This is a genomic window from Mesonia sp. K7, from assembly GCF_003233725.1.
Lineage (GTDB): Bacteria > Bacteroidota > Bacteroidia > Flavobacteriales > Flavobacteriaceae > Mesonia.
The window spans coordinates 49,672-70,165 of sequence record NZ_QKQV01000005.1; the positions used below are offsets into that span (position 1 = coordinate 49,672).

The 20,494-nt window shown below is 36.9% G+C and carries 19 protein-coding genes; 10 read left to right on the forward strand and 9 right to left on the reverse strand.

Going from position 1 to position 20,494, the window contains the following annotated elements; genetic code table 11:
- Positions 1 to 90 precede the first annotated feature (90 nt).
- A complete protein-coding gene (locus tag DNG35_RS05120) occupies positions 91 to 558 on the forward strand; it encodes a hypothetical protein (protein ID WP_146228832.1) in 468 nt (155 codons plus the stop codon).
- Here DNG35_RS05120 and DNG35_RS05125 read toward each other — a convergent pair.
- Genes DNG35_RS05125 through DNG35_RS05140 form a run of 4 tightly spaced genes read right to left on the reverse strand, consistent with a single transcriptional unit; the run spans position 555 to position 5,184 of the window.
- On the reverse strand, positions 555 to 1,604 hold the full coding sequence (locus tag DNG35_RS05125; protein ID WP_111126688.1) for a cytochrome-c peroxidase: 1,050 nt from the start codon (positions 1,602 to 1,604) through the stop codon (positions 555 to 557). The two genes, DNG35_RS05120 and DNG35_RS05125, sit on opposite strands and share 4 nt — an antisense overlap.
- On the reverse strand, positions 1,605 to 2,390 hold the full coding sequence (locus tag DNG35_RS05130) for an MbnP family protein (protein ID WP_111126689.1): 786 nt from the start codon (positions 2,388 to 2,390) through the stop codon (positions 1,605 to 1,607).
- A complete protein-coding gene (locus tag DNG35_RS05135) occupies positions 2,390 to 3,763 on the reverse strand; it encodes a hypothetical protein (RefSeq protein ID WP_111126690.1) in 1,374 nt (457 codons plus the stop codon). Before DNG35_RS05135 ends, DNG35_RS05130 begins: the two co-directional genes overlap by 1 nt.
- Complete coding sequence (locus DNG35_RS05140) at positions 3,763 to 5,184, reverse strand: choice-of-anchor B family protein (protein ID WP_111126691.1); 1,422 nt, start codon at positions 5,182 to 5,184, stop codon at positions 3,763 to 3,765. The genes DNG35_RS05135 and DNG35_RS05140 overlap by 1 nt, the downstream gene beginning before the upstream one ends.
- A 54-nt stretch (positions 5,185 to 5,238) precedes the next feature.
- On the opposite strand from DNG35_RS05140, the gene thiL reads away from it, so the two are divergent.
- Complete coding sequence (gene thiL, locus DNG35_RS05145) at positions 5,239 to 6,300, forward strand: thiamine-phosphate kinase (protein WP_111126692.1); 1,062 nt, start codon at positions 5,239 to 5,241, stop codon at positions 6,298 to 6,300.
- Here the strand turns inward: thiL and DNG35_RS05150 are convergent.
- Positions 6,297 to 6,953 carry a hypothetical protein gene (locus tag DNG35_RS05150; protein ID WP_111126693.1) on the reverse strand — a complete coding sequence of 219 codons (657 nt, stop codon included), beginning with the start codon at positions 6,951 to 6,953 and terminating at the stop codon, positions 6,297 to 6,299. The two genes, thiL and DNG35_RS05150, sit on opposite strands and share 4 nt — an antisense overlap.
- Positions 6,954 to 7,057: 104 nt before the next feature.
- On the opposite strand from DNG35_RS05150, the gene DNG35_RS05155 reads away from it, so the two are divergent.
- The gene (locus tag DNG35_RS05155; protein ID WP_111126694.1) at positions 7,058 to 8,398 is read left to right on the forward strand and encodes an aspartate kinase; all 1,341 of its coding nucleotides are present in this window, start codon (positions 7,058 to 7,060) and stop codon (positions 8,396 to 8,398) included.
- 71 nt (positions 8,399 to 8,469) lie between these two features.
- On the opposite strand, the gene DNG35_RS05160 is transcribed toward DNG35_RS05155, so the two are convergent.
- The gene (locus DNG35_RS05160; protein ID WP_111126695.1) at positions 8,470 to 9,285 is read right to left on the reverse strand and encodes an alpha/beta fold hydrolase; all 816 of its coding nucleotides are present in this window, start codon (positions 9,283 to 9,285) and stop codon (positions 8,470 to 8,472) included.
- Positions 9,286 to 9,412: 127 nt separating this feature from the next.
- Positions 9,413 to 10,705: an aminopeptidase P family protein gene (locus DNG35_RS05165; RefSeq protein WP_111126696.1), complete on the reverse strand. Its 1,293-nt coding sequence runs from the start codon at positions 10,703 to 10,705 to the stop codon at positions 9,413 to 9,415.
- An 83-nt stretch (positions 10,706 to 10,788) separates the two neighbouring features.
- Between DNG35_RS05165 and DNG35_RS05170 the strand changes: the two genes are divergently transcribed.
- The 4 genes from DNG35_RS05170 to DNG35_RS05185 all read left to right on the forward strand — a co-directional run bounded on the left by DNG35_RS05170 (position 10,789) and on the right by DNG35_RS05185 (position 15,282).
- Positions 10,789 to 11,658, forward strand: a complete 870-nt coding sequence (locus DNG35_RS05170; RefSeq protein WP_111126697.1) for a hypothetical protein — start codon at positions 10,789 to 10,791, stop codon at positions 11,656 to 11,658.
- Positions 11,659 to 11,782: 124 nt separating this feature from the next.
- Complete coding sequence (locus DNG35_RS05175) at positions 11,783 to 12,445, forward strand: succinate dehydrogenase cytochrome b subunit (protein ID WP_111126698.1); 663 nt, start codon at positions 11,783 to 11,785, stop codon at positions 12,443 to 12,445.
- Positions 12,446 to 12,457: 12 nt separating this feature from the next.
- The gene (locus DNG35_RS05180) at positions 12,458 to 14,461 is read left to right on the forward strand and encodes a fumarate reductase/succinate dehydrogenase flavoprotein subunit (RefSeq protein ID WP_111126699.1); all 2,004 of its coding nucleotides are present in this window, start codon (positions 12,458 to 12,460) and stop codon (positions 14,459 to 14,461) included.
- A 74-nt stretch (positions 14,462 to 14,535) separates the two neighbouring features.
- The gene (locus DNG35_RS05185; protein ID WP_111126700.1) at positions 14,536 to 15,282 is read left to right on the forward strand and encodes a succinate dehydrogenase/fumarate reductase iron-sulfur subunit; all 747 of its coding nucleotides are present in this window, start codon (positions 14,536 to 14,538) and stop codon (positions 15,280 to 15,282) included.
- A gap of 80 nt (positions 15,283 to 15,362) precedes the next feature.
- Here the strand turns inward: DNG35_RS05185 and DNG35_RS05190 are convergent, their stop codons facing one another.
- Positions 15,363 to 16,310, reverse strand: a complete 948-nt coding sequence (locus DNG35_RS05190; protein WP_111126701.1) for an NAD-dependent epimerase/dehydratase family protein — start codon at positions 16,308 to 16,310, stop codon at positions 15,363 to 15,365.
- Between the two features lie 65 nt (positions 16,311 to 16,375).
- Between DNG35_RS05190 and DNG35_RS05195 the strand changes: the two genes are divergently transcribed.
- The 3 genes from DNG35_RS05195 to DNG35_RS05205 are packed head-to-tail and all read left to right on the forward strand — an operon-like array spanning position 16,376 to position 19,591.
- Positions 16,376 to 16,993, forward strand: coding sequence for a hypothetical protein (locus DNG35_RS05195; protein ID WP_146228833.1), 618 nt, complete (start codon positions 16,376 to 16,378; stop codon positions 16,991 to 16,993).
- A complete protein-coding gene (locus DNG35_RS05200) occupies positions 16,990 to 17,487 on the forward strand; it encodes a nuclear transport factor 2 family protein (RefSeq protein ID WP_111126703.1) in 498 nt (165 codons plus the stop codon). The genes DNG35_RS05195 and DNG35_RS05200 overlap by 4 nt, the downstream gene beginning before the upstream one ends.
- Positions 17,488 to 17,524: 37 nt before the next feature.
- Positions 17,525 to 19,591 carry a M13 family metallopeptidase gene (locus tag DNG35_RS05205; protein ID WP_111126704.1) on the forward strand — a complete coding sequence of 689 codons (2,067 nt, stop codon included), beginning with the start codon at positions 17,525 to 17,527 and terminating at the stop codon, positions 19,589 to 19,591.
- 99 nt (positions 19,592 to 19,690) lie between these two features.
- Here DNG35_RS05205 and DNG35_RS05210 read toward each other — a convergent pair whose 3' ends face one another.
- Complete coding sequence (locus tag DNG35_RS05210; RefSeq protein WP_111126705.1) at positions 19,691 to 20,494, reverse strand: SDR family NAD(P)-dependent oxidoreductase; 804 nt, start codon at positions 20,492 to 20,494, stop codon at positions 19,691 to 19,693.

Below are 20,494 nucleotides of genomic sequence, written 5' to 3' on the forward strand. Positions count from 1 at the left end.
GAATTTGTTTTAGTTATAAGTATAACAAAGAGTCTCAATTTATTTTTTTTGATTAGTTTTATACAAAAAAAACTAAAAAACCCTATTTTCATGAAAAATATTCTCCTCTTAACAGTACTATTCATTTTTTCCTTACCTCTATTTTCACAGCAGAACTACAAGTTAGCACCAACACACGGTAAATATTCTGATATTATTGATTTTGAAGTTATTAAAATTAACGCTTATAAAAAAATTGATGGTCCAATGGACAGAATTCCAATTAAAGCCCCTGAAGGAACTATTTACCTACAATTAATGATAAAGTTTATTAACAATTCCGATGAAAAACAAGTTGTTGATTTTGAGAAATTCTTTTTAAGCGACGGAGAAAATAAATATAAAGTTGTTCAAACAATTAAATTAGGAAGTTTCCAAATGACCAACGAGACCAAAAGAACAATTAAAGCTGGTAAAAAGCAAACTGTTGCGGTTTTATTTTTACCTTATCCAATTGATAAAAGACCAGAGACACTTAAGATAGACCATACTGAACATCCAATCAATTACAAAGATTAAAACTCAGAAAAACGATCGTCAAACAAAAAGTTGTCGTCGTTGAGTGTTTTGAAGAAAGTGAGCAACAAATCTTTTTCTTCTTCCGTAAGCGGAATACCAATAGTACCGTTTTGTTGTAACTGAGCATCTAAAGTTTCCGAGACCTCAACACCTTCATCATAAAAATCGAGTACGTCGCGTAAGGTCTGAAAACGACCATCGTGCATATACGGATAAGTAATCTCGATATTTCTAAGTGTTGGGACTTTAAATTTTCGGTTGTCTTGGGCTAAACCGGTCACTCTTTCGCGACCTATATCGTTATATTCTGGGTCGATTTGCAGACCATTATTGCGATACGACTGATCGGTAAAAAGAATCCCTGCATGACAAGTGGCGCATTTTTGTTCAAAAATAGCTTTTCCTTGTTGCTCTTCTTCCGTGAAAACGTCACCAGAATTATGGAGCACACGATCGTATTTGGTATTGGCAGAAACCATCATCACCACAAATTGTGATAAGGCTTTGAGCATATTTTCGGTATTGACTTCTTGGTTGTCGAAAGCTGCCGCAAAGAGTTCCACGTAAGTGTCATCTTGTTTGAGTTTTTCGATTACATTTCCCACTTGCTCGTTCATTTCGACAGGCGAAGTAATAGGCACAATGGGTTGCTGATCGAGATGGGAAACAGCTCCGTCCCAAGTAAAGTCATTCATAAATGCCATATTGAAAAGTGGCTGAGCGTTTCTTGTTCCTAATTTGCCTTCGACACCGTGACTTACAATGTGCGTGTGATGTGTAAAAGCAAAATCTTGGATATGGCAAAAACCACAACTTACGGTTCCATCGGAAGACAAATCGCCTTCGTAAAATAGTTTTTTACCTAATTCAAAGCCTTTTTCGGTAGGTGGGTTTTGAGCTAAATCGTATGTTAGTTCTGGAAAATGCTCGGGTTTTACAAATTCCAACAATTCGTTTTCTGGCTCAGGAATAGGTTCATAACCTTCGTCTTCTTTTTGACAGCTTACGAAAATTAAACCAACTAATATTCCTATATTAAAACGCATTTATTGACTTACTGAAAAACTTTTTGAAAAATTCTCGATGACTTTTGGCGCATTTTCTGGATCCATCTGAATATCGCTTTTTGCGTCTAAAGACATGTTATTTTCGCCGTCGAAAATGAGCGAAATATCTGAGGTGATTGACAATGCCATAGGAATAGTTGTGTCCTCATGGGTTAAATCTAAAAGCTCTGCAAACGCTAAGGTAACTTCACGATAATTATCTAAAGCTTCGCCATGGCTTCCTATGTGGTATCTATAAACCTCATTATTTGCTTGGGTTGAATTATAAAATCCTTCCATTTTTAGGAAAATATAACCTGCAGACCAAGACCAAAGCATTTCGTTTTCTTGAGCAGTAGGTACAAAATTATCTACACCTTCTAAAGGATAGTTAGACTGATCTACCCCTATACCAAATCGAATAGCACTGTATTTTTTGGTCGGGATTCCATCTAAATTAATATTTTTACTAGACTCCTCTTCTTGATTGATTAAAAAATAGCTCTCTGCTTCTGGGTAGGCATACTCCATTCCGTTTTCATCAATTAAAACAATATTGCTTATAATATATTTTAAAAAATTAATGGAATACGTTTCTTCTTGTTCGTTGATATAAATGGGTTCATCATCTATTTCGACCTCTTGGTTTCCTATTTGATTATGGAATTGAAGTTGAAGTTCAGTTTCACCCTGTGTTGGAGTATTAATGGTTAAATCGTCATTGTCTTCAAAACAACTCATTAATAACGTTGAAACTAAAAATAGGGGTAAAAAAAACTTTTTCATCATTTTAATTTTATCAATAAAATATCTTTAGAGCCTTTGTTTTCTAGTATATCTTGGTCGTTACTTTGGGTGCTTCCTGTCAAAATAATCTGGTTGTTATCTAATTCGATGGCTTGGTTGATAAAATCTAGTGAAGAACCCCCAAAGTTTTTTTGCCACTTTAAGTGACCATCACCATCAGTAATAAAAACCCAAGCATCGTTTTGGCCTTTGTTTGAAATAAGATTACCATCATTACTTTTTGAGTTTCCGGCGATAAGCAAATCACCATTTTCAAGTTCGGAGACGCTTTGCGCGGAATCGAAATCGGAACCTCCGTAAGTTTTCTCCCAAAGTAAGTTTCCTAAAGCATCTATTTTGATTACCCAAGCATCAGCATTTCCGAGAGGAGAAGAAACATCTATGTCACTACTTCTGGTATCTCCTACAATAACGAAATTACCATCGCTAGTTTTGGTTACTGCATAACCGACGTCAATACCACTGCCTCCATAATTTTTCTGCCAAAGTAAATTTCCTTCTATATCGATCATCACCACCCAAAAATCGTAACTGCCATTTGGCTGCGTAATATCAAAATCCTCACTTTCTGAGGAACCAACCATTAGAATATTTCCAGAATTTGTTTGCACCACATCATAACTTCTATCGTTGTTGGTACCACCAAAATACCTTCTCCAAATTTTATTTCCAGAGTCATCTACTCTTATACCCCAAAACTCACCAACACCGTGACTTGCAGATTGTTGAGCTGCTGGTCTTGCATTATCGTTTCCTTCTCCATCACTTGCAGTAACATCAAGAAAGCCGGTTAGAAAAAAGTCTCCATCATTTAATTCTACTGCCGAGAAGCTACGATCACTCCCTGAAAACCCGAAGGAATTTACCCATTGTTTATTTCCTGAACTATCTAATTTTAAAAAAAAATAGTCGTAAAAACCTTGATTATTTTCTACATCTCCGTCGTTACTCCTGGCAAAACCTGTGATGAGAAAACCTCCATCTTTTGTTGTAATGATATGTTGACCGCGATCGTCTTCGCTTCCTCCAAAAACTTTATCCCATAGTTGGTTTCCTTCATTATCAAACTTTACTACCCAATAATCACTATCGGTTGTTGTTTTTGCTGTAATATCTTCATCATTACTTTGCGTATAACCCAAAACAGCATACCCTCCGTCTGAAGTTTTTGTAATCGATAAAGCATCATCTTCAAGGCTACCACCATATGTTTTAATAAAATCTAGTTGACCTAAAAAGCCTTCTTGAATTGGTGGAGATGGAGCAACGCAACAATCTTCATCATCACTTTTACAGTTTGTAAAAAGGACAATAAAAAACAGAAAACGAACTACTTTGCTTAAGCTAAGCATTATTTTTTAATAATTTTTTTACTGATTTTATCGTTAATCATCACGTGGTAAACTCCTTCCGCGAAAGCAGAAAAATCTATGGCATTATTATAAATTTCATTTTTATTTAATTCTAAAACCTTTTGCCCTAACACATTGTATAATTTGATATTATCAACTGTCATTCCTTCTGCATTTTTAAAATAAAGAATATCATTTGTGGGATTGGGGTAAAAAGAAATCCTGCTTAATTCATCAGAATTTGTAGAAAAAGTGCCTGACTTTCTTATTAAGAAAAAACCAGTATTGATATCTGAAACGGCAATGTTTGTACTCGCAAAGTAAGGATAGCTACTCCAAACACCGCTAAAACCAACATTATCATCTGACGGGTAAGAATCGAAAAAGCCAACTTCTGATACATTTCCACTAACAATATTGGTAATATCAACTATTCTAATTCCTGCCGTATAATTCGATAAAAATAAATTATTCCCTTTTACGTAATAGTTATGGTCTACAGCTGTTGTAGGTCCTGTATAATCAAAATCGAAAATGGGGTTATCTAAATCGGAAACATCAAAGATTAATGTACGTGTATTAAAGCCAAAGTTAATTTCATCTAATTCATCATTCAAAATGAAATAATGAGCGTCTTCTGTTAACCAACCCTGATGTGTATAAGCAACATTTACATAAGAAATAGAAGAGATTAGTTGTGGATTAGAAAGTTGAGTTACATCTACAAAAACTACTTCATCTTCGTTTGATCCTATAAAAATTTCTTTTCCTATATGATCCGTATCTGGTCCATTATAAGTTATCACTTGAGCATCGTGCGAATAGAAACTAGCATCATAACCTCCTAATGGTTGTGGGTTAAGCGGGTTCGAAATATCTATAAAATGTGGACCACCATTAAAAGTGCCTGTTCCTACAGCGTAAGCAACAGGTTGGCTTTCGTTGATGACAATATTATGACAATTTCCAAAGCCTGCATAATGTGCATCTGCCGTAAATATTTGCGGTGCACTTGTTACATTTCTCAGCTTAGTTAAATCAAAAACTTGCATACCGTGACCTGGAGCTTCACTTACAATAAAGGCATAATTATCATAAACTTTAATATCACGCCAAGTACTGTTATCTGTGTGAGTCGGCAGCTTACCTACATAAAAAATATTAACAGGGTCGGTGACATCAATAAATGCTGTTCCATTATCTAAGCCCATAATTGCATACTCACGATTAGTTTGCAAATCTGTCCACCCCCAAACATCATTTCCTTTAGCTGCATCCATTTCTTGTAATGTTATCATATCCATCAAATCATAATCATTGCAAGGGTAATTCCCTGCCATGCCGCTATTACAAATTTCTAGTTGTGAAAAACTAGAAAATGCAGAAAGGAAGAATACAAGTGAAAGTAGTTTTGATTTCATTTTTAAAGATTTATTTTTGTCTCACACAAATATAAACGTAATTTTCAGGTATTTATGATGTTTGACGGAAATAATCACACTTCTATTGAAGAACTAGGCGAATTTGGATTGATCAACCACTTGACTCAATTTGTAGAGCATTACCAGCCTACAACCATAAAAGGAATTGGTGATGATGCCGCCGTTATCGATCATAAGAATGAGCATACCGTCATTACCACCGATCTATTGATAGAAGGGGTACATTTTGATTTGGCTTATGTTCCCCTAAAGCATTTAGGCTACAAAGCCGTCATGGTCAACCTCTCTGATGTTTATGCTATGAATGCCGAAGCGAAACAAATTACGGTTTCTATAGCCATATCAAACAGGTTTCCACTAGAAGCGATAGAAGAATTGTATGCCGGAATTTTACTCGCATGTAAAACCTATCAAGTAGATTTGGTGGGTGGCGACACTACTTCTTCTACCACAGGTTTGATTATAAGTGTAACCGCATTGGGGACTGCAAAAAAAGAAACAATAGTAACTCGAGATGGTGCAAAACCTAACGATTTATTAGTTGTTACGGGTGATATTGGTGGTGCTTATATGGGATTACAAGTATTAGAAAGAGAAAAAGAAGTTTTTAAAGTCAACCCTAACTCACAACCTGATTTAGAACCTTACTCTTATATTGTCGAAAGGCAACTCAAACCTGAGGCCAGAAAAGATATCCCAAAACTTTTGGAAGCGCTGGATGTTTTACCCACAAGTATGATTGATATTAGCGACGGACTTTCCTCAGAAACCATTCACCTTTGTAAAAACTCTAAAGTAGGTGTCAATCTTTTTGAAGAAAAAATACCTTTAGACCCAACAGTGATTAATGTTTGTGAAGAATTTCAACTCGATAGTACTACTGTGGCTTTAAGTGGCGGCGAAGATTATGAGTTGTTATTTACCATTGCTCAAAACGATTACGATAAAATAAAAGGCAACCCTAATTTTACAGTTATTGGTCATATGACCGAAGAAAAAGAAGGTATGCATCTTATCACAAGAGCGAACCAAAAAGTAGCTTTAAAAGCTCGCGGCTGGAATTCTTTTGAAGAAAAGGAAGAAAAAAACGACTAATTTTTTAAACCTTTAATCACCGAAAAAGCTTTATCGACCACTTCGTCATTGACCAAGGCAATAAACTCATTGGTCGTAGAAACCACATCGTAAACCGCAATTCCGTTCCAGGCGAGGTTTTTAAAAATTTGGTAATACAGACCCGTAATCTTATAATTGTCTTGCGGGAGTTTGATGCTCACCGCCGATAAATTTCCACGGAAGTGAATGAGTTTTTCTTGGTTAAAGTTATCTTCAACCAAATCTTTTTTTGATCCTGAAATCATCAAGTTACTTTCGGCAATACCTCTCGTAAAAGCATAAAACAAATGGTGGATATCGTCTATTTTTTCTAACATCATCGCGTTACTTTGTATCAACGAATCTGAATTTTGGTAGGTAAACGCACAGATATTAGAACGCACGGTTATGTCTCCTAATCTACGCAACGATTCTTTTACTTTCGCGGAATTGGAAACACCAGCAGGCGAATTGCACCTACGCAATGCCATCATGATAGCTCCGGTTTGCACTTCTTTTCTAAGCATTTGTGAAATCGTCGATTGTAAATCTTCCGCCAAAGCACTATAATTAATAATTTTTCGCGAAAGCGCTTCTTCTAAAAACGATTGATTACTAAGTATTTCCTCTACACATTGAGAAATAGTTTTCATTTGTTATATATTTAACAATTTGTATAAAATTAGTCAAATATAAATAATTTTATGGTTAGCAAGAACTTACCTTCTACTTTAGCAGCAGATTTTTTACAAGATTTATGTTAGTTTTAAAGTTTGGCGGGACTTCGGTTGGTTCTGTAGAAAACATTGAGAAAGTAAAAACAATTGTCGATGACAATGCCCCAAAAATAGTAGTACTTTCTGCGATGAGTGGAAGCACAAACAACTTAGTTGCGATTGCTGAAGCCATTTTACACAACCAAACCGAAGCTGCCCTCAAACTGATTGCTCAGCTGAAAGAAAAAAACAAGCAAACTGCATATCATCTTATCCAAAATTCTAGTGTTTTACAGGAAGTTGTAAATTACATCAACCAGATCGACAATACATTACTGAGCTTTACCCATAACAACTCAATACCCAATTTCCAAAACACTGTTCTCGCTCAAGGCGAATTGTTTTCCACTTTTTTAGTAAACGCATACCTCAACGAGCAAGGAATAGCTTCTAGCATAATTCCTGCGCTCGATTTTATGCGCGTAGACAAAGAAGGTGAACCTGATTTGTTTTACATCCAGCAGAACATCAAACGTTTATTAAGCCAACAAAAAGATACCCAGATTTTTATCACCCAAGGTTTTATTTCACTCGATGCAAGAGGCGAAGTAACCAATTTACAACGTGGCGGAAGCGATTATACTGCCACGATTATTGGTGCGGCAATCAAAGCCGAAGAAGTGCAAATCTGGACAGACATTGATGGCTTTCACAACAACGATCCACGGTTTGTAGAAAACACTTATTCAATACCGCAGTTATCGTTTGACGAAGCAGCAGAATTGGCTTATTTTGGAGCTAAAATCTTACACCCACAAACCGTTTTACCCGTACGGGCACTTGATATTCCCGTAAGGTTAAAAAACACTATGCAACCCGAAGCCGAAGGCACTTTGATTTCTAACGAAATTTCCAGCGAAGGTATCAAGGCCATTGCCGCTAAAGACGGAATTACGGTTATTAAAATAAAATCTGAGCGAATGCTGTTGGCACACGGTTTCTTAAAACGTGTTTTTGAGATTTTCGAAAAATACCAAACGGCTATCGATATGGTCACCACTTCAGAAATTGCAGTTTCACTTACAATAGACAATACACAATTTTTAGATGAGATCGTAGCCGAGTTAGAAAAATTTTCCGCAGTGACGGTAGAAGATAAAATGAGTATTGTATGCCTCGCAGGTAATAATATTGTCAACCATCCTGAAACCTCGAAGTTATTTCAGATTTTAAACGATGTGAGCATCAGAATGATTGCCTATGGCGGAAGCAACAACAACATTTCATTATTGATAAATACCCAAGATAAACCTAATACTTTGCAACAACTTAACCACTATATCTTTAAAACACAAGTTGCAAGTGTTGCACCTAGCGTTTAGCCAACGCTACCCTTAATTTATTCAACAACTAAAACTTCAGAAACTGCTCTATATTTGAGCAGTTTTTGTATTTATAGGAAGCCCTCTAAGCTTTTTATATAATTTGCTTTAGCCTCCAACCAACTCATATGTCCGCCTTCTAGAATTTTAATAGGCGTTTGGGTTTTGGTAGCAATTTCTTGAATGTTCTGAATCGGTATCACTTCGTCTTTTTCTCCAGCAATAATCAGTTTTTCACCTTTAAAGTTCTTCAAAACATCAGTTCGATCTTTACGGTTTTTCATCCCTTCGATGGTGGCTACAATAGATTCTATGGGCATTTGCTGGGCTTCGGCGACCAATGATTTGATTTGTTCAGTCAGATTTTCTCTATTTTCTTCCGCAAACAAATTGTTGATCGCCATACTTATAAAGGCTGTTTTATTTTGCTTGAGTAGCCTAATTGCCCGATCGCGATTGTCTTTTCGCTCTTGCGAATCTTCACTAGAAGTAGAATTGAGCAACACCAATTGAGTCATCATTTTAGGAAACAATTCCACGAAAGCGAGTGCAACATAACCGCCCATCGAATGCCCTACAAAACTTGTCTTTTTTATTCTTTCGGTTTCCAAAACACTTTTGACAAGCAGAGCGTTTTCTCGCATCGTATGAATATAACCCAGCTTATCAGTTTTTCCGTGACCTAATAAATCAATCGTAACGATTTGATATTTTTCTTGCAGTATTTCAACAGTTTCTCGCCACATGCACGAACTTTCAAGAAAGCCATGAAGCAAAACAATGGTTTTTCCGCTTCCGAAAATGCTATAGCTTACGCTGATATTCTTATAGGATAATGTTTTTAGCATTTGAACCGTCATTCTGTCCCGAACCTTCGGGATCAGCATCTTATTAATTTAAATTTTTTATGATTCTTTTGTGGTCATTCCATACTGAATCTTAGAGAACAAGAATCTCTTATTGCTAATTTGCTCATCGGGATGAGACCCTGAAACAAGTTTAGGATGACAGAAATTACGAATTCATCAAATCTTCAATTTCATCGGCTTCAATTGGGATATTACGCATGAGGTTAAAAGGCGTTCCTTTTTCTTGAATGACCACATCGTCTTCCAAACGAATACCAAAACCTTCTTCTGGAATATAAATTCCCGGTTCTACGGTAAAAACCATATTGGCTTTCATGGGTTCGTACAGCAAACCATAATCATGAGTGTCTAACCCAATGTTATGCGAAGTGCCGTGCATAAAATATTTTTTATATGCCGGCCAATTTGGGTCTTCGTTTTGGACATCAGCTTTATCCAACAAGCCCAAACCAAGTAATTCTGAAGTCATCATTTTACCTACTTCTATGTGGTATTCTTCCCACATCGTTCCTGGAACTAGGAGTTTGGTAGCTTCGTCTTTAACCCTATTTACCGCGTTATAAACTTCTTTTTGTCTCTTCGTAAATTTCCCATTTACAGGAATAGTTCTTGACATATCGCTGGCATAATTGGCATATTCGGCACCTACATCAAATAAAATCAAATCGCCATCTTTACAATGTGCTTTATTTTCGATATAATGCAACACATTGGCATTGTTTCCCGAAGCAATAATTGGCGTATACGCAAAACCTTTGGAACGATTTCTTAAAAATTCGTGCATAAACTCTGCTTCGAGCTCATATTCCCAAACGCCCGGTTTGGTAAATGCTAAAATCCGGCGAAAGCCTTTTTCGGTAATATTACAAGCTTGTTGCATGACATCGATTTCCAATGGGTCTTTTACCGATCTTAGTCGTTGTAATATAGGATTACTCTTGGCAGTTTGATGCGCAGGATAACTTTCTAACACCCATTTATTAAAACGTGCTTCACGGGTTTCGGTCTCGACATTAGCGCGGTAATGTTCGTTGGTGTTGATGTAAATTGTCTCGCTTTGCGACATTAACTGATGAAATATCTTTTCAAACTCGCTTAACCAATACACCGTTTTGATACCCGTAAGCTCAGTAGCTTTTTCTTTGGTGAGTTTTTCACCTTCCCAAACCGCAATATGCTCATTTGTCTCGGTCACAAAAAGCACCTCACGATGTTTCTCATGCGGAGCATCAGGAAAAAGCACCAATTTGGTCGCTTCTTGATCGACACCACTTAGGTAGTATAAATTTCTGTCTTGTTGAAACGGAATCGTGCTATCGGCTCCGATGGGATAAATATCATTAGCATTAAAAACTGCAAGACTGTTTGGCTTCATCTGCGCCATAAAGTTTTTACGGTTTTTTATAAATAAATCTGATTTGATAGGTGAATATCTCATAGCTGTTTTTGAAATTTTTTCAAAAGTACAAATTCAGAGAAGAAATAGAAAATCACTATCTTTAAGTTTTAAATTTTACACTCATGAGACATTTACCCTTTTTATTTTTGACGTTTGCCTTAGTGTTGACAAGTTGTAGTAATGACGACAATAACAACCCTTCAGATGATGAACCACAACTGGTAATTAGACTAAAATTTGACCCCAATCAAGAACGTTTAAATAACCTTGGTCAACCTTCTACCATTCCAGACGGAAATGCTGCACAATCACCCAGCATTAAAAGCATGAGTGCCAACTATATCGAGTTTGCTCCAGGACCGTTTACACCACTTGGGGAAGGCGAAGTCATTTTTTTGGGTGAAGAAACCAATGTTGGCGGTGAAACGGCTATCGATTTTCAGCAAGCTGTTTTTGCCGGAAACGATGAAGTGTTTTTAAGCATTCCTTTAAGCGAAATTGCTGCTGGCAATTACGAATGGGTAAGAGTCTCATTGGCATATCAAGAAGGTGATATCGATTTTTTACTTGACGGAAACACTTACACAGCTACTTTAGCCAGTTTTGTAGGTTATAACACTTACATTTCTACTTTTGATCTCAACGGAGCAAATTTTGAAATCAATGAAAATAAAAAACAAGGTTTTTGGGCATTAGAAACGAACGGATTTTCTACGCAAGGACAAGCACCAGAAGGAGCTACAACGGTTCCTAACCCATTGTTTGATTCTTCTCCAGTACCGCAAGGTTCATGTGTAGTCACAGGCGAATTCGAAAACGGTTTTACCATCACAGGCAACGAAACCGAAGATGTGGAAGTGGTTCTTTCATTCTCTATCAACAACAGTTTTGAATGGACAGAAGTCAATGAAGATGGTCTCTACGAACCTAGTGCGGGAGAACAAGTAGTCGATATGGGACTTCGGGGTTTGATTCCGGTTGTTTTGGAGTAAATTTTCTATACAGAAAAAGATTGCTTAAACTAATTCTAAATAACATTAATCTTTCTGCGAAAGTTTGTGAATAAGCGAGCGCACTTGTATTTTTGTGTAAATTTATTTTAAACAACCAATTTCCATGGGAGGATTATTAAAATCGTCAATAGCTAGAAAGGTAGCCATGGCGCTTTCGGGATTATTTTTAGTTTTATTTTTATTCCAACACTTTTCAATCAACTTTACATCGGTTATCTGCCAAGACACTTTTAATGAGTTGTCACATTTTATGGGCACCAACTTTTTTGTACAAGCGATTTTACAACCTATCTTAATTTTTGGAGTGATTTTTCATTTCATTATGGGGTTTGTTTTAGAAATCAAAAACAGAAACGCAAGAACATACAGCTATGTAAAGTACAATGGAGCAGCCAACTCAAGCTGGATGTCCCGAAATATGATTTATTCAGGTGCAGTTATTCTAGCGTTTTTGTGTTTACACTTTTATGATTTTTGGTTTCCAGAAATTTCACATAAGTATATTCACCGTCTACCAGAAGATCCAACAAGGTATTATGAAGAAACGGTTGTCAAGTTTAAAGATTTATGGCGTGTAATTCTGTATGTTATTTCTTTTATCTTTTTGATGTTGCACCTATTACACGGGTTTTCTTCCTCTTTCCAATCGATGGGTTGGAACAACAAATACTCAAAAGGACTTAGAGGATTTACCGTAGCCTTTGCGATTATCATCCCATTAGGGTTTATTTTTATCGCCCTTTTCCATTATTTCAACCAACTATAACAACGTAGATTTATGTCAGTATTCGATTCTAAAATACCAGAAGGACCCTTAGCAGACAAATGGACAAAGCATAAAAACGACATCAACTTGGTGAACCCTGCCAACAAGCGTAATATCGATGTAATTGTTGTTGGAACAGGTCTTGCAGGCGGAAGTGCCGCAGCAACTTTGGCTGAGTTAGGTTATAACGTAAAAACATTTTGTTACCAAGATTCTCCGAGACGTGCACACTCTATTGCCGCTCAAGGCGGAATTAATGCCGCAAAAAATTACCAAGGTGATGGAGATTCAAACTACAGGTTATTCTACGATACCATAAAAGGAGGTGATTACCGTTCGCGTGAAGCCAATGTTTACCGTCTTGCAGAAGTGTCGGCAAATATTATCGACCAATGCGTAGCTCAAGGTGTACCTTTTGCTCGTGAATATGGTGGTTTACTAGACAATCGCTCGTTTGGTGGTGTATTGGTTTCGCGTACTTTCTACGCCAAAGGGCAAACAGGTCAACAGTTATTACTAGGCGCTTATTCTGCGATGAATAGACAGATCAACCGCGGAAAAATAAAAGCTTATAACCGTCACGAAATGATGGATTTGGTTTTAGTAGACGGCAAAGCTCGCGGTATTATTGCGCGTGATATGGTAACTGGCGAAATACAACGGCACTCGGCTCACGCTGTCGTTTTAGCTTCTGGAGGTTATGGAAATGTTTTCTTTTTATCGACCAATGCGATGGGAAGTAACGTCATGGCAGCTTGGCGAGCTCACAGAAGAGGGGCTTATTTTGCCAATCCTTGTTACACACAAATTCACCCCACTTGTATTCCGGTTTCGGGAGAACATCAATCAAAACTAACGTTGATGTCTGAATCGTTGCGTAACGATGGTAGAATTTGGGTTCCTAAAAAACAAGAAGATGCTATCGCTATTCGCGAAGGCAGAAAAAAACCAACCGATCTTTCAGAAGAAGAAAGAGACTACTATTTAGAAAGAAGGTACCCTGCTTTTGGTAACTTAGTACCTCGTGACGTAGCTTCGAGAGCCGCCAAAGAAAGATGTGATGCTGGTTTTGGTGTAAACAAAACTGGTGAAGCGGTATTTTTGGATTTCTCGAGCGCGATAGAACGTTACGGGAAAGAAAAAGCCTTCACTTCAGGACATAAAAACCCTACAAAAGAAGAAATCACCAAATTAGGAAAAGAAGTCGTAGAAGCAAAGTATGGTAACTTATTTCAGATGTACGAAAAAATCGTCGATCAGAATCCATACGAAACGCCCATGATGATTTATCCTGCTGTTCATTACACGATGGGTGGACTTTGGGTAGATTATAACCTACAAACTACCATTCCTGGTTGTTATGCGACAGGAGAAGCCAATTTCTCAGATCACGGCGCCAACAGATTAGGTGCTTCGGCATTGATGCAAGGACTCGCCGATGGTTATTTTGTCTTACCATATACCATTGGAGATTATTTGGCTGATGACATTAGAACGGGTAAAATCTCTACGGATTCTCCAGAGTTTGAAGCTACTGAAAAAGATGTGAGAGAAAGAATTGATAAACTGATGAATGCTGGTGGAAAACACTCGGTAGATTATTACCACAAAAAATTAGGTAAAATCATGTGGAACAAATGCGGAATGGCTAGAAACGCACAAGGTTTGACCGAAGCTATTGATGAGATTAAAGAATTACGTGAAGATTTCTGGGCAAATGTAAAAGTAACAGGAAATGCTGCATCTAAAAATGCAGAATTAGAAAAAGCAGGACGTGTTGCCGATTTCTTAGAACTCGGAGAACTTTTTGCAAAAGACGCTTTACACAGAAACGAATCTTGCGGTGGTCACTTTAGAGAAGAATACCAGACCGAAGAAGGAGAAGCTCTGCGTGATGACGAAAACTTTAAGTATGTAGCCGCATGGGAATACACTGGTAATCCGCGTGAAGCGATATTGCACAAAGAAAATTTAGAGTTTAAGAATATAGAATTAAAAACAAGAAGTTACAAATAGATATAAGTATTGAGCTATGAGATGTTAGATTATAACGCCTCAATACTCAATATTCAATACTAAAATCTAAAAAGATGAAACTTACACTAAAAATATGGCGTCAAGAAAATAAAGATACCAAAGGTAAAATGGTCACTTACCCTATCGATGGTATCGAAGGCGATATGTCTTTTCTTGAAATGTTGGATGTTCTCAATGAAGAATTGGTAGAGAAAGGCGAAGAACCCGTAGAGTTTGACCACGACTGTCGTGAAGGAATTTGCGGAATGTGCTCGTTACAAATCAACGGTGAGCCTCACGGACCAAATAGACACATCACCACTTGCCAATTGCATATGCGTTCTTTTAAAGATGGTGACACTATTGTGATTGAACCTTTTAGAGCAAAAGCATTTCCTGTGGTTAAAGATTTGATTGTCGATAGAAGCTCTTTCGACAGAATTCAACAAGCAGGTGGTTATGTTTCGGTCAACACTTCTGGAAATACGATAGATGCAAATGCCATTCCGGTAAATAAACACGATGCAGACGAATCATTTAACGCCGCAACGTGTATTGGTTGTGGCGCTTGTGTTGCCGCTTGTAAAAATGCCAGTGCAATGTTATTTACTTCGGCTAAAGTTTCGCAATATGCTTTATTACCACAAGGTCGTATCGAAGCCGTAGATCGTGTAAAAGCGATGGTAAGACAGATGGATGAAGAAGGTTTTGGTAACTGTAGCAATACAGGCGCTTGTGAAATAGAATGCCCTAAAGATATTTCCCTTGAAAATATTGCTCGTATGAACCGAGAATATTTAATGGCAACCACAAAAGGCTAATTCAAACTATTATTTTTTTCACTTACGTGGAATAAAAAACTCCGAAGTTTTCTTCGGAGTTTTTTTGTATCATCTTATAATCAATTCTGAGCTTTTAGACCTTCTAACATCGCCGTGGTCATTTTTTCCAAATCGTATTCGTGTTTCCAATTCCAGTCTTCGTAGGCTTTACTATCATCGATACTCGATGGCCACGAGTCGGCAATGGCTTGTCTAAAATCTGGAGCGTAATCTATCGTAAAATCAGGAATCTCTTTTTGAATACTTTCAGCAATTTCTGCAGGTGTAAAACTTATTCCGCCAAGGTTGTAAGAAGAACGTATTTTTACATCCTTCGCATCTGCCTCCATCAACGAAATGGTTGCTCGTATCGCATCATCCATAAACATCATGGGTAAAGCTGTATTTTTACTTAAAAAAGAAGTGTAGCTTTTATTTTTTAAGGCTTCGTGGTAGATTTCCACCGCATAATCGGTTGTACCGCCACCAGGCAAAGTTTTATAGCTTATCAAGCCAGGATAACGAATACTTCTAACATCAACTCCATATTTATTGAAATAATATTCGCACCAACGTTCTCCCGTTTGTTTGGAAATTCCGTAAACGGTTGTTGGCTCCATCACTGTAAGTTGTGGTGTATTTTGTTTGGGTGTGGTTGGCCCAAAAACCGCAATACTAGATGGCCAAAAGATTTTAGAAATCTTCTTTTCCTTAGCGAGATTCAAGACATTAAAAAGCGAATCCATATTTAAATTCCAACCACGCATTGGAAATTTTTCTGCAGTAGCACTCAACATCGCTGCCATGAGATATACTTCATCTATTTCATAATGCAACACCACATCTTCTATGGCTTTATAATCGGTTGCGTCTATAATTTCAAAAGGACCACTCTGCATAAGTTGCTCGGCACCTTCTCTGATGTCACTTGCAACCACATTGCCATTTCCTTGCTTTTCGCGCAAAGCCATCGTCAATTCTGTTCCTATCTGTCCGCAAGCACCGATAATCAATATTTTTGAAGCCATATGTTTCCTTTTTTTATAGAACCCCAAAAAAACGAAATTTACCACGAACATCAAAATAGCGAAGTGTGAAAAATAACTTATCTTTCGCTAAAATTTTAAAGATTGCTATGCTTAAGGTTTTAAAAAACTTCCTTTTTTTTTCGCTTACGCTAATTTTCATGTTTAGCTGTGACAACACCGATAAAGTTGCGGAAGAAGAAAAAACATTTCAGTTACAACGTGCAAAAATCCTTCAGAAGAAAATAAATATTTCCCCTACCAAAGAAGTAACCCTACTGAAAGAAGCCAATGATAGTGCTTCTAATTGGGCAGAGTATATGAATTTTCAGAACGAAATTAGAAATATCCAAAATTTTACTTATCAAGAGTTGGCAAGTAGCAGTAACAACATTAGAGAAACAAGTTTGGCGATGAAAGATTCTGTCCCTCCTGTTTTCAATGTCAACCCTGTAAAAGTTCGCTTGAATGTTCTGTATACTAAATCGAGTATGCTCAACCAACTTATTCAACGCCAAGTAATCGACACGACTCGTATCAAAACTACGACAGCAGATTTGCAAGATGCTTTTCAGAATTTAAAAATTCAACTAAATGAAGTCTTTTTAGGTACACTCGAAGAGTTTGAAAAAGAAATTGAAAAAAGTATAAAACCACAAGACAGCACAGCAACCAACAAAGTATGAAACCACTAGTTTTTCTTTTTATCGCCTTATTTTCATTGGCTAGTTTTAGTCAGAATGAGGTTGAACAAGTCGCACAAATGCTTGACGATTGGCATCAAGCTGCTGCAAAAGCTAATGATGAAGCTTATTTTTCTAAAATGACTAAAGATGCAATTTTCATTGGAACCGATCCTACCGAAAATTGGACCAAAACCGAATTTAAAGCTTTTTCAAAACCTTATTTCGATAAAGGTACTGCATGGGAATTTATTCCGTTTGAACGGAATATTTATGTAGAAAACAATTTGGCTTGGTTTGACGAATTGCTTAATTCTGAGCATATGGGAATTTGTCGTGGTTCTGGTGTATTGATAAAGAAAGATGGAAAATGGTTCATCAAACATTATGTACTTTCGCTAAGCGTTCCTAACGAAAAGATGAGTGAAATTGTTCCACTAAAAGCACAATTCGAAAAATCTTTTTTAGAAAAAAACCAACAAAAAAGTAACAAATAGTATTTTATAACTACCTATATCATAAATTAATAACAACATGAAACTACAACTTAAACAAAGCCTTGCTGTTGCTTCTATGATTGCTGTTTTATCTTCTTGCGGAGATAAAGAGAAAAAAGAAGTCGCTCAAGCGGAAAGAATTCCGGGTATCGATTTAGAATATATGGATACCTCTGTGAGTCCAAAACATAATTTTTATAATTATGTAAACGGAAACTGGATGAAAACTACTGAAATTCCTGACGATAGAACCTCATGGGGAGGATTTCAGGTGTTGCGAAAAAGCACCGACGACGATGTCTTGCAAATTATAGACAATGCAGTAGAAAGTAAAAAATACAGTGCCGAAACCGATCAGGCGAAAGCTATCTTTATTTTTCAGTCTAAGTTAGATACTATTGCTAGAGATAAAGCAGGTATCCAACCTTTACAACCTGCTTTAGACAAAATCGCTGCGATAGAAAATATCGATGATTTACAGACACTTCTAGGAAAAGAAGCAGCTACTATTTCGTCGCCATTTTTTGGATTGGCAGCCTTTTCTAATCCTACGAACAGCGATATGAATTCTGCCTATATCACTCCAGGCGGATTAGGTTTACCCGATCGTGATTTCTATACCAAGCAAGACGCCGAGTCTAAAAAAATAAGAGAGCAGTACAAAGAGCATATCGCTAGAATGCTCCAATTGATTGGTGATGACGAAGCTTCCGCGAAAGCACAAGCTGAAAAGATTTTGGCTCTAGAAACAAGGTTGGCAACTCCAAGATTAGACAAAGTAGCGAGCCGTGATTTTAGAAATTTCAACAACCCAAGATTGATTGCAGAATTGCAAAAAATGGTTCCTGCTATTGAGTGGAAGAAATACTTTGACGATTTAGGTGTAGAAAAAGAAATGGACACCGTAATTGTCATGCAACCTGCCTATATGAAAGAATTACAAAAAGTTTTTGCAGAAAAAGATGTTGACTTATGGAAAACCATGGTTCGTTGGTCTACGCTTAACGATGCTGCCGGACTTTTAACCACCGAGCTTGATAAAGCCAATTGGGATTTTTACAGCAAAACCCTTAACGGAGCTAAAAAACAGTTACCAGCAAGAGAAAGAGCCTTGGCTACCGTAAATGGTTCTGTAGGTGAAGCTATCGGGCAATTGTATGTCGATGAAAAATTTCCACCGGAAGCAAAAGAAAAAGCAGAAAAAATGATTGCTAACGTGATTACGGCTTTCCAAAACAGAATTGAAAAACTAGAGTGGATGACCGACAGCACCAAGCTAAAAGCCATCGAAAAGTTAGACAAATTTACCGTAAAAATTGGTTACCCAGACAAATGGAAAGATTACTCTGATATGGAAGTAAATGCAGACAACAATTACTACGAAAATATGGTAGCAGTTTCAGAATGGAATTTACGCGATAACTTGGCAGATATCAACGAACCTGTCGATAAAACCGAATGGGGAATGTCGCCACAAACGGTCAATGCTTATTTCAATCCGTTTTACAACGAAATTGTTTTTCCTGCGGCTATTTTACAACCACCGTTCTACAACTACAAAGCAGACGAAGCTGTCAATTACGGTGGAATTGGAGCGGTAATTGGTCATGAGATTTCGCACGCCTTTGATGATAGTGGCGCTCGTTTTGATGCCGATGGAAACCTTAAAAACTGGTGGACTGATGAAGATTTAGAAAAATTCACCGAAAGAGGAAATAAACTTGCCGAACAATATGATGCCATTGAAGTGTTGGATAGTGTTTACATCAACGGGAAGTTTACCTTAGGAGAAAACATTGGTGACTTAGGAGGCGTTTTAGCGGCTTATGACGGTTTACAAATGCACTTAAAAGAAAACGGAAGACCAGAAAATATTGATGGCTTTACACCAGAGCAGCGTTTCTTCCTTTCTTGGGCAACGGTTTGGAGAACAAAAATGAGAGAAGAGGCTTTACGCAACAAGATCAAAACCGATCCGCATTCTCCTGGAATGTACAGAGCGTACGTACCACTTCAAAATGTAGAAGCTTTTTACCAAGCTTTTGACATCAAAGAAGGTGACTCGATGTATATCGCACCTGAAAAACGTGTTTCTATTTGGTAAAAAACAATTTATAAGTTATAAAAAAACCCATCGAGTTTCGATGGGTTTTTTGTTCTTTTCAATGCTATTGCTATAACTCCGTCAAGTATAAAAAATCATCTATATTTCATATTTATAGTCAAAACCTAAAACTTGTTGAGTAATGTTGCTCTCAATGATTTTTCCTATCTTATCTTTATCCTTTTCATAATTAGGTATAGAAAACCCTCGTTCTTCAGCAATTTTTGAATAATATTCTTGATGTGATGTATGCTTTGGGTAAACACCATGAAAGATTCCTCTAACTTTTTGAGCAACTAGCTTTTTGATAATATCAATAGCGTCGTTTTGATGTATCAAGTTTATTGGAGTATTTGCATTTTGTAATTTTTCTCTTCCTGCAATATACTTTATAGGGTGGCGGTCTTCTCCTATCAAACCACCTAGTCTTAAGATACTAGATTTATTCTTTAATCTTAAAATAATTTTTTCTGCTTCTATTAATTGCTGTGTCTTTGAAAATTCGCTATAAGGCTCATGCTCTTCATTATATTTCGTAATAGGATGTGTTTTCCTAAATACTGAGATTGTACTTACATACACCACATATATATTTGGTTGCTTTGCAATCTCATGGCTTAAATTGTTTATGATTTTTATAAATTCTTGATTTGGATTTTCTCTATAATTGGGTGGGAAATTTAAAATTAATACATTAACATCTTTTAAAAAATTAGCCATATCACCTTTTATCCGCTCTTCAAAAAGCTTTATCAAAAAAGAATTTATTCCAAAATCCTTTAACGTTTTTATTTTATGATCTGATGTAGTCGACCCATTTATTGAATAACCAAGATCTTTTAACTCCCTTGCTAAAGGAAAACCTAACCAACCACATCCTAAAATTGCTACTTTTTCTTCCAA